This is a genomic window from Flavobacterium humidisoli, assembly GCF_023272795.1.
Lineage (GTDB): Bacteria > Bacteroidota > Bacteroidia > Flavobacteriales > Flavobacteriaceae > Flavobacterium > Flavobacterium humidisoli.
The window spans coordinates 2,913,359-2,925,988 of record NZ_CP096829.1 but is presented as its reverse complement, the minus strand read 5'-3'; the positions used below and the strand labels follow the sequence as shown (position 1 = coordinate 2,925,988).

Sequence of the window (12,630 nt, the reverse complement as noted above, 5' to 3'; positions counted from 1 at the left end):
AAAAAATATAATTCAATACCTATAAAATGAAAAAATTAATTCTTCTTTTAAGTTTCATCTTCTTTGGAATTTCTCTTTCTGCACAGAATATAGAATATGAAACGAAAAATAATATTCAATATTATAATACATCCGTAAATAAATCAGATCAATATATCAACGAAAGATGTGTACTAGACATTTATTATCCAAAAAATAAAACCGGATTCGCTACAATAGTTTGGTTTCACGGCGGCGGATTAACTGGCGGAAACAAAGAAATTCCTGAAGCTTTAAAAAATGAAGGTTTTGCTATTATTGGCGTAAATTACAGATTGTCACCAAAAGCAAAAGCTGAAAAAGCGATCGAAGATGCGGCGGCGGCAGTTGCTTGGACTTTTAACAACATTGCAAATTATGGAGGTGACAAATCTCAGATTTTTGTTTCTGGACATTCGGCTGGAGGATATTTAGGAATGATGATCGGTCTGGATAAAAAATGGCTTCAAAAAGAAAATATTGACGCCAATCAAATTGCTGGGCTTATTCCGTTTAGCGGACAATGCATTACACATTTTGAAATTAGAAGAGAAAACGGGATTCCTGAAAAACAGCCAACAATTGACAAATTTGCTCCTTTATATCACGTTCGTGCCGATGCTCCGCCATTATTGTTAATTACGGGAGATCGTGAGTTGGAAATGTTGGGACGTTATGAAGAAAACGCATATATGGCCAGAATGATGAAATTGGTTGGTCACACACAAACTAAATTGTATGAATTGGACGGTTACGACCATGGAATGACCGAACCTGGCTTTCCTCTTTTGATAAAAGAAGTAAACCGAATTTTAAAATAACGCAAAAAATAATCACTAAATAAAATTCCACGGCAATGGAGACACAACTATTAATTATACCAGGACTTGGAGATTCTGGAGAGAAACACTGGCAAACCTTTTGGCACGAAAAATTCCAAAACTCGATTCGTATTGTACAAGATAATTGGGACGAACCCATTCTGCAAGAATGGCTTGACCGATTAAACGAGAATATCTCTAAACTTGATAAACCAACTATTTTAGTAGTACATAGTTTAGCTGTATCATTGGTTTTGCATTGGGCAGAAAAACACAATAATCCGAATATTATCGGTGCTTTTTTAGTTGCACCTGCAGATGTCGATTCGCCAGAACACACGCCAGAATGCACAAGAAATTTTTCACCGATCCCTCTTTATACATTACCTTTTCCTTCGGTAGTTGTGGCAAGTGAAAATGACCCTTATGCTTCTTTTGAAAGAAAAAAATATTTCGCTGAAAAATGGGGAAGTGATTTTGTAAATGTGGGCCAGCAAGGACACATTAATTCTGATTCTGATTTAAAATATTGGGAAGAAGGACAGTTGATTCTTAAACAGCTTATTAAAAAAATAGAACTCTAATTTAACCACAAAGTACGCAAAGATTTTACCCAAAGATCGCAAGGCTTTTTGAGAAGTTTTTGTCGATAAAGTTCACAAAGCTTTGCGAACTTTTAACCTTTTCTAAAAACACTACGTACAAAAAAACTTTGCGTCCTTTGCGGTAAAATATATTGAGTAAAAACTAACCTATACGTAATCCATTAGGAATCTTAAAATCAGGAGCTAATAAAATCACATCTCCTTCTTCTCCTACAGCTCCTAAAACAAGACATTCACTCATAAATTTTCCGATTTGCTTTCTTGGAAAATTTACAACCGCAACAATCTGTCGATTTACTAAATCTTCTTTTTGATATCTTTTGGTAATTTGTGCCGATGATTTTCTAATTCCAATTTCTGAACCAAAATCTATCGTTAATTGGTACGCAGGTTTTCTTGCTTCGGGAAAATCATTTACTTCCAAAATAGTTCCTACACGCATATCTGTGCGCTCAAATTCATTCCAGGTTAAATCCATTTTTAAATTGTATTAGTTACAAACCTATAAATTTTGTAATTAATACGCCTAATTCTATAACCCATTTCTTTTACTTACAATCTAATTTTACAAGAAGAAAAACGACAATACTCACGTAAAAAGATATAACATGGAACATACTGAACCAAATGCATGCATGTCAATTAAAGATTTTGAATCTAATTTAAAACAGGTTCATACAGATAAATATATAGAAACTGCTCAAAATGTGAGACTTTATGTAAAGGATTACGGTCAGGGAAAACCTGTTATTTTAATTCATGGTTGGCCACTTTCTAACGAAATGTGGGAGTATCAAATTGATCATTTAGTACAAAATAATTATCGTGTAATTGCCTACGACCGACGCGGGTTTGGAAAATCTTCTCAACCTTGGGATGGCTATGATTATGATACTTTGACTGATGATCTTAAAGAGATTATTGAGCAACTAGAATTAGAAAATGTAACTCTCGTTGGATTCTCAATGGGCGGTGGCGAAGTGGTTCGTTATTTCAGCCGTCATGGCGGAAAAGGAGTTACAAAAGCAGCTTTGATTTCGTCAATCATTCCTTTTTTGCTAAAAACGCATGATAATCCAGATGGACATCCAAAAGAAAAAAGCGAAAATACGGCAGCAGCAATAAAAGAAGATAGAATTGCTTTTATTGATAATTTCGGAAAAACATTTTTTGGCGTCAATATTATCAACAAACCTTTAAGCACACCTTTATTAGAATATTATAGAGCTTTATGTTCAGTGGCTTCTCCACGCGCTACTTTAAAATGCGCTGAATCTTTTTCATTCACTGATTTTAGAGATGAAATAGATTTCATAAAAGTTCCGACTTTAATCATTCATGGAGACGACGATAAAATTGTGCCGATTGACCTTACATCCAGAAAAGCCGCAAAATCTATAGCAAACAATACTTATATCGAATATGAAGGCGCACCTCACGGACTTTTTTATACAGATAGAGAAAAGCTAAACGAAGATTTACTGGCTTTTTTGAATTCATAAAAACTTAAAAAAGTATCCAAAGAAGCAAGCTGTTGCAGCTAACTGCTTTCTTTGGGTATTTTTTATTATTGTGCTCTTTTATTTACAGATTTTTAAAGCTACTTTTGAAAATCAAATTTCAAATAAAATGGCACGAACTGAATCAACAATGCTTCCATTAGGAACAGTTGCACCTGATTTTTATTTAAAAGATACAAACTCGAACAATATTTTTTCTTTTGAAGATTTAAAAGGTTCGAAAGGTACTTTGGTAATGTTCATTTGCAACCATTGCCCATTTGTGCATCATGTAATAAGCGAAATTGTAATGATTGCAAATGATTATCGCGTTCAAGGACTCGGAGTAATTGCCATTTCTAGCAATGATGTTATCAAATACCCGCAAGACAGTCCAGAATTAATGACGGATTTTGCCATGGAAAACAAAATTGATTTTCCTTATTTATACGATGAAAGCCAAGAAACAGCAAAAGCATATCAAGCAGCTTGCACTCCAGATTTCTATTTATTTGACAATCAGGACAAATTATTCTATCGCGGACAGCTTGACGATTCAAGACCAGGCAACGGAATTCCTCTTAGCGGAAGTGACCTTAGAGGGGCGATTGATGCCTTAATTTACAACAGAAGTTTAAAAGATCCGCAGAAGCCAAGTTTGGGCTGCGGCATTAAATGGAAGTAAAACCTCACTAAATTCAAAAAGATTAACTATCTTTGCAAATCAATTTAATCCTCCTTATGGGAAATAAAACATCACTTACAGCTTCTATAAAGTCGTTTTGCATAGCAAAACCGATACCTGCTGTAATTATTTCACATAATAAGGCCTTTATTTTTTAGGCCTCCGTCTACTTCACTTTTCTTCTTTTTGACGGAGGATTTACATCAGCTTAAGCATTTTATTATTTGACAAAAATCAATTTTTGATCAGATATTTTTTTGTTTTTCAGATTAAACATTTCGATTCTGTCTTTTAAAGTCAGAGAAATTTTTACTTGTAGATTATCCTAAGAAGAAAACATCATTTAAAATTTTATAACAATAAATTCAATTTAGATATGAAACCAACACCCACTTTCTGTAAATCAGATTATCAATTTTTAAGAGAATTGATTTTAAAAAGTAAAAACTCGACAAATACTAAAGAAGCAAATCAGCTTTCGCAAGAATTAGATCGCGCGGTAATTAGTAAAGAAAGCGAATTAGATAGTTCGGTAATCCGAATCAATTCATTTGTAACGATAGAAGATGTAAAAGCCAAGAAACAAATGAAAATTCAAATCGTTTTACCTTCTGCAGCAGATGTAAAACAATCTAAGATATCAATTTTAGCACCTCTAAGTGTTGCTATTATTGGTTTTAAAGAAAATGACGAAGTTGATTGGGAATTACCTGCTGGCATCAAAACTTTAAAAGTAATAGCTGTAGACAATTCGGCTGTACATCATTCTTAACTTTTTAAACACCTCATTACGTGAAGGTGTTTTTTTATATCTATTTGAAAATAAAAAAACTGTTCTATCGAACAGTTTTTTTATTCTTGTTTCTCAAATTCAAATTATAATTGCGAATCGATATAATTTGTAATCGAAACCATTTGAGTTTCATCTAATTTTGCTTTTTTACCCATTTTTACCAAAATCGGAGTCCATTCTTCTTTTGTGAATTTTTTAGGTTCAAACAACTTATGGCATTTAGCGCAATTGTTTTCATAGAGATTTTTACCCTCTGCCAACTCTGGTGTTAATTCTGTTGCTTTAATTTCCTTTCCAACTGGTGGAGTTTCGGCAACAGCCGTTTTTTTTGTACTGCATGCTGTTGCAATCAATATTAAAGCTGTTAAACTTAAGATCTTTCTTTTCATTTCTTGGTCTTGTTTTTTTTTTATTCAAGTAAATATAAAAAAATCCCATATGCCGTGGCATATGGGATTACTATTTAAAACAATACTAAATTGCTTCTAAAGTCTTATTTTACGTCCATTAATTCAACGTCGAAAATCAAAGTTGCGTTTGGCGGAATAACCCCTCCAGCACCAGCTGGTCCGTATCCTAAATCAGATGGAATAACAAAACGAGCTTTGTCTCCTACTTGCAATAAAGCAATACCTTCGTCCCATCCTTCAATAACTTGTCCAATTCCTAATTTGAATTCGATTGGTTTTTTACGCGGGTAAGAAGAATCAAATACTTTTCCGTTTTCTAGAGATCCTTCATAGTGAACAGAAACTGTTTTTCCTGCTTCAGCTCTTTTTCCATCTCCTTTTTGAATCATTTTATAACGTAAGCCACTTTCTGTTTTATCAAAACCAGCCGCTAATTGTTCCATTTTTGCTTCAGATTCTGCTTTTAAAGCTGCTTCTCTTTTTAGACGAGCACCTTTTAAACCAATGAAAGCTTCAATCGCATTCCATTTTTGAGCTTCTTCTCCAACTCTGATAATCTCAACTGACTCTAAATTGTCTCCTTGAGCAACAGCATCAACAACGTCTTGCCCTTCAACAACGTTTCCAAAAACAGTATGTTTGTTATCTAACCAAGGAGTCGCAACGTGAGTGATGAAAAATTGAGAACCGTTACTTCCAGGTCCTGAGTTTGCCATAGATAAAACTCCTGGACGATCGTGTTTTAAACTTGGGTGAAATTCATCATCAAATTTATAACCTGGATCTCCAGTTCCAGTTCCTTTTGGGCAACCACCTTGAATCATGAAATCTGCAATTACTCTGTGGAATGTTAATCCGTCATAGAATTTTTGTCCTTGAGGTTTCACTTTATTTTCCATATTACCTTCTGCAAGAGCTACAAAGTTCCCTACAGTTCCAGGTGTTAAATCGTGTGTTAGTTTTACTAAAATCGAACCTTTGCTAGTGTTGAATTTAGCGTATATTCCGTTTTCCATGTTGTTAATTTTAATTTGAACGCAAATTTACAAATTAATTTTTTAATCAATTTACGCTTTTGCCTTTTTAGATTTTGATTTATAAGTAAGTCCATAAACGGTTATTGACAAAGCAGACAAAACCATACAGCCAATGGCTACAGCGTGCCATCCACCCCATTTCCATAACATTAAACCATAAGCAGATCCTGCTGCAGTACCTAGAAAAGTAAGCGACATAAAGACCGTATTTAATCTATTTCTAGCTTCTGGCAATAACGAATAAACTCGTGTTTGGTTTGAAATGTGAACGCCTTGAATTCCGATATCAATAAACACAATTCCGATTGCAATTCCGATTACACTTTCAATAGCAAAATAGAAAACTATAAAGCTTATTAAAACTAATAAACAGCCATAACCAACTGCAATTCTAGAGTTTCCTTTATCTCCCAATTTCCCAACCAAAGGAGCAGCCAGAGCTCCAGAAGCTCCAACAATTCCAAACAAACCAATTGTAGCACTATTGAAATTAAAAGGTTCGCCAGAAAGCAATAAAACCATTGTAGTCCAAAATGCCCCAAACTGAGCAAAACTGAAAACATTAATTGCTGTTGCTTCGCGCAAAACTGGCTGTGTTTTTATTAGTGTAAATAATGATTGGATTAATTGTCCATAAGTCCCCTTAAACTGTGGTTTATTCTGCGGAAATTTACTTTGGATAACAAAAAAGATCATAAGACAAATTCCGGCCGCGATATAAAACATCGATCTCCAACCCAAAACTTGGCCGATAAATCCGCTTAAGGTTCGCGAAAGCAAAATCCCAACTAAAAGTCCGCTCATAATAGTCCCAACAACTTTCCCTCGTTCTTCGGGCGCACTTAAAGAAGCAGCAAGAGGAAGAATAAGCTGTGGCACAATCGACGTGATTCCAATTAGCAATGAAGCAATTTGTAAAACAAGAAAACTTTTGGCAGTTGCTGCAATTAATAAGGCAATTACAGTAGCAAAAGTAGTCATCAAAATTTGCCTTTTTCGTTCTATTTTATCACCAAGCGGAACCATAAAAAACAGTCCAATCGCATAACCTGCTTGAGTTAGATAGGTTATTGTTCCGGCGCTGGCTTCAGGAATTTTAAATTCGTTGGCAATTAAAACAATCAAAGGCTGGCAGTAATAAAGATTTGCAACTATAAGACCAGTGCAAACTGCCATAAACAGTACATTAGTTTTAGATAAATTCATGCTGCAAAAATACCGATCTAATCTTAATTGAAACTTTAAAAAAGTTATAAAATTTTTAAATTTAAGATTAAATCAGGATTTTCAACTTAAAAACCAACTGATTTTAACCTGTTATGATTTCAAAAAATCTTCTCTTGCAGGACCAAAAACATCAGTCAGCATTCCTGTTTCCAAACAAACAACTCCATGAATTGCATGAGGCGGAATGTAAAAACTATCGCCTTCCTTTAACGTTTCTGTTACACCGTTTATCGTAACATCGAATTTTCCGCTTGCTATGTAAGTAACCTGTGTATGATAATGTTCGTGCAAAACGCCAATTCCTCCTTTTTCAAAATGTACATTTACCAGCATCACTCTTTCGTCAAAAGCTAAAATCTTGCGTTTAATTCCATCCCCGACTACTTCCCACTCGATTTCGTCTCCTTTTATAAATTCTTTGCTTGTTCCTAAACTCATAATCCTTTTATTTTTATTGAATGCTTTTAAGGTCTTTTTCCATAAATTCTAAACCTTCTTTTAATTTATTTTCCTTGAAGTACTTTTCTAACTCAAGTAACCTTTTTTTATTATCGTATTTTAATCCCGAATTTAATTTTCTCTGACAATTTGAACACAATCTTAAGGTATGTTCATCTGTTTCTTGTAAACTATTTGTACCATTCATAACACAATCAGCATCGATACAATGATACAAACCAAACATATGCCCTATTTCGTGTGAACAGATTTTCAGCAATCTTTCCAAACACAAGGTAAAATCTTTATTTCCTAAGCTTTTATCATACAATCTATAAATTGAACTTACCGCAATTCTATCCCTGTATGATGCCAAGCCAAAAACAAAACTCCATTCTGGTTTTGGATACAAATCTACTTCGGTCAACGCCATTAGTCCAATTCCGTTTTGAGGCTTTTCTTTCTTTAAAACACTATCCAAAATAAATCCTGCTAAAAATTGTTCATTTTGATCTGGACCAATTCTTCTAGCATGTTTGGGAATAACATCATTTGAAACATCATTTAAAGTTTTGGTTTTTAACTGAAAAAATATTTCTAAATATTCCCGAACCAATTCAATTTGTTTAACCTGCAATGAATTAAATTCACCCATTGGCTGCAGATAAATAATATTATTTTCTTTTGTTGGGACTATATGTTTTGAATTAAGAAACTGCTCAAAACTTTGCCCTCTTTCTTTATGAGAATAGAGCCAATCGACTGGTTTCGGAGGAAAAAGCTTAATATCATTTTCTGAAATATCTTCAAAATAATCATTCTTGTCACTTTTAGAATTACAAGCAAAAAGAATAACAAAAATCAATAAAAGAAGTTTCTTCATAAATCAATTTACGAGATTAAATTTTTTGAAATAAAATCACAGCTCGTTTTAATCGATTCAAAAGAATTTGAAGCAAAATTATTCTCCTGTTCTACAAAAAAATGAATCATTCCCGATTGTTTTGCTGCCGCGAATAAAGGTTTAAAATCGATTGTTCCAGAACCAACTTCTGTATTCAGATCATTATTTGTTTTGTCTTTATCTTTTACGTGCCACATTTTAAATCGGTTAGGATTTTCTCTGAATAATTTTAAAGGATCATTGCCAGAATGAATTACCCAATACAAATCCAATTCAAAAAAGACCAAATCTTTGTCCGTTTCCTTTAATAAGATTTCAAAACCAGTAATTCCATCGTGTTTTTGAAATTCAAAATCATGATTATGATATGCCAGTTTCAAACCTGCACTTTTACACATTTTTGCGACTTCATTTACACGAGCTGCTATCTTTTTATAATCTTCAATATTTCTTCTAAAAGGTTCATCGACCCACGGAACAGTTAGAAATTCGCTTTTTAGAGTTTTCGCAGCTTCAATTGAAGCAATTAATTCCGTCGTGTTTCCATCATACAAAAAGCTTCCTAAATTATAATGTCCGCTAGCGGCTTTCAATCCATTATCATCTAAGATCTTTTTAAATTCTTTTGGCGTTAATCCCCAAAACTGATCTTTTGTCGAAAAACCGTATGTTTCGACGTTGTTATAACCCGCTTTAGTAACTTTTTCTAAAGTTCCTTTGACATCTTTCGGAAGTTCTTCGCGAAGCGTGTACAATTGTAAACCTATTTCTTTTTTATTCATAGAAAATGCAAATGATGGTGAAGCCAAAACAGCTGTTGTAGCAAGACCTGCGGTTACGATAAAATTTCTTCTGCTAATCATTTTATGATATAAATTTCAGAAAGTAAATATATTATAAAAATTGATTCTTAAAGTTTTCTGCAAAATTTTGAAGTGCTTTGGCGGTTTGATCCGAAACGATTTCTCCTTCAGCATTCACTTTTCCACGTACTCCTTGAATTAAAAGCTGTATTCTATCATCAAATTTTGCTTCAAGTGTTTTCATTACTAGCAAAAGTTGCTCATGTCCCATTTCTCCAGAGGCAGAAGCTGTAATAAGGCCGGTGTTTTTGTTTGAAAAAATAGTGGTTGAAACACACCATTCTAAAGCATTTTTTAAACTTCCCGGCAGGCTAAACACATATTCGGGCGTGCAAATAATAACACCATCAGCATCTCTTATTTTATTTCTAAATGAAATGATTTCTTGCGGAGGATTATCAGTATCTAAATCTGGATTAAAATGAGGTAGACGCTCTAAATCTTCAAAAATTTCTATTTCAAAATTAGGTTTTAAGCAATTTGAAATGTATTTCAGAATTTTGAAATTACTGGAATTACTTCTCGTACTTCCAGATATGGCAAGGATTTTTATTTTTGGTGAAGTCATTAAACAAACAATTCGTATTTCTAAATAAATCTAAAAATACGAATTGTTTAAAAATATAGGCAAAAAAATCACTTAGAAGTCAATAGGTTTAGTCCTTCCATTTTTACAGAATCAATTGCTTGCGGCGGATAATTTTGTTTTTCTTGTCGTGTTGCTGTCACTTTACCACCTGTATTTATATAGACATAATTGTAACGCCAGTAATTTGATCCGGCCAATGACGTTGTTCCGTCTTCAGAAAAAACCTGATCTGCATAGACTAGTATTTCTCCATTTTGATTATTATCTAAGGTCCTTACCGGATTACCTAGAACTTTGAGCACTTTCGATTTTTCTTCTCCCACAGCTACACTTGCCGTATTGGTACTTGCACACGACATAAAGAGCGCAAATACAGCGGGAATTAGCATTGTTTTTTTCATAACTAAGTTTAAATTTACGTTCGGCATTTGGCTGTTATTCTTTGATTATCAACATTGTAATAATAAATAAAGTTATTACTTTAAATTTTATACAATTCAAAAATTATGTTATATAATTATTACCAAAAGACTCTCTGCATTATTTGTATCTTTGCCAGCAAGAAAATTATCGAATAAAGATGCGAATTGACATTATTACACTTTTACCTGAATTATTAAGAAGTCCGTTTGAGGCCTCAATTATGAAACGCGCCATTGATAAAGGTTTGGTCGAAGTGCATTTTCACAATCTTCGTGATTACAGCACAAATAGACAAAAAAGTGTAGATGATTATCCTTTTGGCGGCGGAGCGGGTATGGTAATGACAATTCAGCCTATTGATGATTGTATTACGCATTTGAAAAGTCAGCGAGAATATGACGAAGTAATATATATGTCACCAGACGGCGAGACCTTAGACCAAAAAATGGCCAATAAAATGTCAATGTATGAAAACATTATCATTTTATGCGGACATTACAAAGGTGTTGATCAAAGAGTTAGAGATCATTTTATTACAAAAGAAATCTCAATTGGCGATTATGTTTTGTCAGGAGGAGAATTGGGTGCCATAGTTTTATCTGATGCCTTAATCCGATTAATTCCAGGAGTTTTAAGTGACGAAACTTCAGCATTAACAGATAGTTTTCAGGACAATTTACTTTCAGGACCAATTTATACAAGACCTGCAGATTATAAAGGATGGAAAGTGCCAGAAGTTTTAACCAGCGGACACGCTGCCAAAATCGATAAATGGCGCGAGGACATGGCGTATGAACATACTAAAAATAGACGTCCAGATTTGTTGGAAGGACATTAAAAAAGCATTCAGTCACAGTTTTCAATTTTCAGTGAATTCGACCGAAAACTGTGACTGAGACTAAAATCTATCCATTATAATTCATAGACGTAATTTTATTTCCGGATAGTTCTATCTCCAACAAATGATCTCGGTAAAAATCATCTCCGGCAGTAACAGATGTGAAAACATCATCATCATTAATAATTATTAAAATTCGATATAATTCTAAAGTATCATACCAGTCAATATCTGCTCTAATTTGCAAATCAAATTGTTCTTTGTTATAAAAATCAATTAATTCGTTTTTACAATTTGAAAGCCAATTAATGTGTTCAACTATTTTATCAAAATACTCTTTAATACGATTATTTGGCAAGCAAATTGAAAATTTACCCTTTTCAAGAACCTTGTTAAATACAACAATATGTTTGTTTTTAATTTTAAATTTCTTTTCGTCTTTTTTTGACTGTGAGAAATCACTCAAAACTAATTGCACTTTCTCTTTTTCCCCTCTAAGTTTCCTAAGATCTTTTATAATAAAATTATTTTCATGCGATTTCGCTTTCTGCTCCAAAACATACAATTTAGAAGCATCTTTTGTGTTTTTTGAATCTGCAGCTTCTTTAAAAGTTTCATATGCTGATCTATGAAAACCCAAAAGAATATAAACATTTGAAAGAACTAAATTTTCCTGCTTGCTTTTCTCGATACTTTCCAATTCATATAAAAGATCATAGATTTTCTCAACACTTTCCTTCGAACCGTTCGATTTCCTAAATTCATTAGAAAACTCGATATATTCTTTCATATAATTTTTATTCATTCGGTTTTATATTATTATTGCAATACTATTTACGAAGATAAGATTTTACTTTTCTCTATCTGTAAAATCAGTGTTTTCTGAGTGCATCTCAATTTCAAAACAACCGTTAATTAGAGTTGTAAAACACATTTTATCAGATAGTTAAAATAATTTGCAATTTATAATTCATAATTTATAATTATTTTCTACATTTGCACCCGAATTTGACCAACCTCTGGCGAGATCCGTGAATGTTGCTCTAATATAAAAACCATAATTTAAATTATCATGGCAGATTTATTAAAATTCGTTCAAGACGAATTCGTTGCTAAAAAAGATTTCCCAGATTTCGGAGCTGGAGACACAATTACTGTTTTCTACGAAATTAAAGAGGGTGAAAAAACAAGAACTCAGTTTTTTAAAGGAGTTGTAATTCAAAGAAGAGGTTCTGGTAACACAGAAACTTTTACTATCCGTAAAATGTCTGGATCTGTTGGTGTTGAGCGTATCTTCCCAGTAAACTTACCAGCTTTACAAAAAATCGAAGTGAACAAGAAAGGTGCTGTACGTAGAGCTAGAATTTTCTACTTCAGACAACTTACTGGTAAAAAAGCTAAGATTAAAGATAAAAGAAGATAATCATTTATCAAAATGTTATAAAAAACTCGTTTCATATTGTTTGAAACGAGTTTTTTT

The 12,630-nt window shown here is 33.1% G+C and carries 17 protein-coding genes; 7 read left to right on the top strand and 10 right to left on the bottom strand.

Annotated elements, in window-relative coordinates; all coding sequences use genetic code 11:
• Positions 1–26 precede the first annotated feature (26 nt).
• Together M0M44_RS12495 and M0M44_RS12490 are read left to right on the top strand one after the other, a co-directional pair.
• Positions 27–839 carry an alpha/beta hydrolase gene (locus M0M44_RS12495; RefSeq protein ID WP_248725940.1) on the top strand — a complete coding sequence of 271 codons (813 nt, stop codon included), beginning with the start codon at positions 27–29 and terminating at the stop codon, positions 837–839.
• A gap of 35 nt (positions 840–874) precedes the next feature.
• On the top strand, positions 875–1,423 hold the full coding sequence (locus tag M0M44_RS12490) for an RBBP9/YdeN family alpha/beta hydrolase (protein WP_248725939.1): 549 nt from the start codon (positions 875–877) through the stop codon (positions 1,421–1,423).
• A gap of 163 nt (positions 1,424–1,586) precedes the next feature.
• Here the strand turns inward: M0M44_RS12490 and M0M44_RS12485 are convergent, their stop codons facing one another.
• Complete coding sequence (locus M0M44_RS12485) at positions 1,587–1,922, bottom strand: tRNA-binding protein (protein ID WP_248725938.1); 336 nt, start codon at positions 1,920–1,922, stop codon at positions 1,587–1,589.
• Between the two features lie 130 nt (positions 1,923–2,052).
• Between M0M44_RS12485 and M0M44_RS12480 the strand changes: the two genes are divergently transcribed.
• From M0M44_RS12480 to M0M44_RS12470, 3 genes are all read left to right on the top strand, one after another.
• Positions 2,053–2,946 carry an alpha/beta fold hydrolase gene (locus M0M44_RS12480; RefSeq protein ID WP_248725937.1) on the top strand — a complete coding sequence of 298 codons (894 nt, stop codon included), beginning with the start codon at positions 2,053–2,055 and terminating at the stop codon, positions 2,944–2,946.
• Between the two features lie 127 nt (positions 2,947–3,073).
• Positions 3,074–3,628, top strand: a complete 555-nt coding sequence (locus tag M0M44_RS12475; RefSeq protein ID WP_248725936.1) for a thioredoxin family protein — start codon at positions 3,074–3,076, stop codon at positions 3,626–3,628.
• A 376-nt stretch (positions 3,629–4,004) separates the two neighbouring features.
• Complete coding sequence (locus M0M44_RS12470; protein WP_095931379.1) at positions 4,005–4,400, top strand: GreA/GreB family elongation factor; 396 nt, start codon at positions 4,005–4,007, stop codon at positions 4,398–4,400.
• 104 nt (positions 4,401–4,504) lie between these two features.
• Here the strand turns inward: M0M44_RS12470 and M0M44_RS12465 are convergent, their stop codons facing one another.
• The 8 genes from M0M44_RS12465 to M0M44_RS12430 form a co-directional block, all read right to left on the bottom strand.
• A complete protein-coding gene (locus tag M0M44_RS12465) occupies positions 4,505–4,810 on the bottom strand; it encodes a cytochrome c (protein WP_248725935.1) in 306 nt (101 codons plus the stop codon).
• A 104-nt stretch (positions 4,811–4,914) separates the two neighbouring features.
• Entirely contained in the window at positions 4,915–5,847 is a 933-nt protein-coding gene (locus M0M44_RS12460) for a peptidylprolyl isomerase (RefSeq protein WP_248725934.1), read from the bottom strand.
• Positions 5,848–5,898: 51 nt separating this feature from the next.
• Positions 5,899–7,044: an MFS transporter gene (locus M0M44_RS12455; protein WP_248725933.1), complete on the bottom strand. Its 1,146-nt coding sequence runs from the start codon at positions 7,042–7,044 to the stop codon at positions 5,899–5,901.
• Positions 7,045–7,185: 141 nt separating this feature from the next.
• Entirely contained in the window at positions 7,186–7,536 is a 351-nt protein-coding gene (locus tag M0M44_RS12450) for a cupin domain-containing protein (RefSeq protein WP_248730004.1), read from the bottom strand.
• Between the two features lie 10 nt (positions 7,537–7,546).
• Positions 7,547–8,416, bottom strand: coding sequence for an archaemetzincin (locus M0M44_RS12445; RefSeq protein ID WP_248725932.1), 870 nt, complete (start codon positions 8,414–8,416; stop codon positions 7,547–7,549).
• Positions 8,417–8,424: 8 nt separating this feature from the next.
• A complete protein-coding gene (locus tag M0M44_RS12440) occupies positions 8,425–9,300 on the bottom strand; it encodes a sugar phosphate isomerase/epimerase family protein (RefSeq protein ID WP_248725931.1) in 876 nt (291 codons plus the stop codon).
• 31 nt (positions 9,301–9,331) lie between these two features.
• Entirely contained in the window at positions 9,332–9,868 is a 537-nt protein-coding gene (locus M0M44_RS12435; RefSeq protein ID WP_248725930.1) for an NADPH-dependent FMN reductase, read from the bottom strand.
• Between the two features lie 68 nt (positions 9,869–9,936).
• Positions 9,937–10,290 (bottom strand): hypothetical protein, encoded by a 354-nt coding sequence (locus tag M0M44_RS12430; protein WP_248725929.1) that lies wholly within the window; start codon positions 10,288–10,290, stop codon positions 9,937–9,939.
• Positions 10,291–10,469: 179 nt separating this feature from the next.
• Here M0M44_RS12430 and trmD point away from each other — a divergent pair, with 179 nt between their 5' ends.
• The gene (gene trmD / locus M0M44_RS12425; protein WP_248725928.1) at positions 10,470–11,150 is read left to right on the top strand and encodes a tRNA (guanosine(37)-N1)-methyltransferase TrmD; all 681 of its coding nucleotides are present in this window, start codon (positions 10,470–10,472) and stop codon (positions 11,148–11,150) included.
• Between the two features lie 67 nt (positions 11,151–11,217).
• Here trmD and M0M44_RS12420 read toward each other — a convergent pair whose 3' ends face one another.
• A complete protein-coding gene (locus M0M44_RS12420; RefSeq protein ID WP_248725927.1) occupies positions 11,218–11,955 on the bottom strand; it encodes a hypothetical protein in 738 nt (245 codons plus the stop codon).
• A 267-nt stretch (positions 11,956–12,222) separates the two neighbouring features.
• Between M0M44_RS12420 and rplS the strand changes: the two genes are divergently transcribed.
• A complete protein-coding gene (gene rplS, locus M0M44_RS12415) occupies positions 12,223–12,573 on the top strand; it encodes a 50S ribosomal protein L19 (RefSeq protein ID WP_144214894.1) in 351 nt (116 codons plus the stop codon).
• Positions 12,574–12,630 lie beyond the last annotated feature (57 nt).

Excerpts from the sequence above, each read along its gene's own strand:
- M0M44_RS12485 (WP_248725938.1), bottom strand. The coding sequence starts at position 1,922 with ATGGATTTAACCTGGAATGAATTTGAGCGCACAGATATGCGTGTAGGA.
- M0M44_RS12495 (WP_248725940.1), top strand. The coding sequence starts at position 27 with ATGAAAAAATTAATTCTTCTTTTAAGTTTCATCTTCTTTGGAATTTCT.
- M0M44_RS12465 (WP_248725935.1), bottom strand. The coding sequence starts at position 4,810 with ATGAAAAGAAAGATCTTAAGTTTAACAGCTTTAATATTGATTGCAACA.
- rplS (WP_144214894.1), top strand. The coding sequence starts at position 12,223 with ATGGCAGATTTATTAAAATTCGTTCAAGACGAATTCGTTGCTAAAAAA.
- M0M44_RS12470 (WP_095931379.1), top strand. The coding sequence starts at position 4,005 with ATGAAACCAACACCCACTTTCTGTAAATCAGATTATCAATTTTTAAGA.
- M0M44_RS12475 (WP_248725936.1), top strand. The coding sequence starts at position 3,074 with ATGGCACGAACTGAATCAACAATGCTTCCATTAGGAACAGTTGCACCT.
- M0M44_RS12455 (WP_248725933.1), bottom strand. The coding sequence starts at position 7,044 with ATGGCAGTTTGCACTGGTCTTATAGTTGCAAATCTTTATTACTGCCAG.
- M0M44_RS12460 (WP_248725934.1), bottom strand. The coding sequence starts at position 5,847 with ATGGAAAACGGAATATACGCTAAATTCAACACTAGCAAAGGTTCGATT.
- M0M44_RS12440 (WP_248725931.1), bottom strand. The coding sequence starts at position 9,300 with ATGATTAGCAGAAGAAATTTTATCGTAACCGCAGGTCTTGCTACAACA.
- M0M44_RS12480 (WP_248725937.1), top strand. The coding sequence starts at position 2,053 with ATGGAACATACTGAACCAAATGCATGCATGTCAATTAAAGATTTTGAA.
- M0M44_RS12430 (WP_248725929.1), bottom strand. The coding sequence starts at position 10,290 with ATGAAAAAAACAATGCTAATTCCCGCTGTATTTGCGCTCTTTATGTCG.
- M0M44_RS12490 (WP_248725939.1), top strand. The coding sequence starts at position 875 with ATGGAGACACAACTATTAATTATACCAGGACTTGGAGATTCTGGAGAG.
- M0M44_RS12420 (WP_248725927.1), bottom strand. The coding sequence starts at position 11,955 with ATGAATAAAAATTATATGAAAGAATATATCGAGTTTTCTAATGAATTT.
- M0M44_RS12445 (WP_248725932.1), bottom strand. The coding sequence starts at position 8,416 with ATGAAGAAACTTCTTTTATTGATTTTTGTTATTCTTTTTGCTTGTAAT.
- trmD (WP_248725928.1), top strand. The coding sequence starts at position 10,470 with ATGCGAATTGACATTATTACACTTTTACCTGAATTATTAAGAAGTCCG.
- M0M44_RS12435 (WP_248725930.1), bottom strand. The coding sequence starts at position 9,868 with ATGACTTCACCAAAAATAAAAATCCTTGCCATATCTGGAAGTACGAGA.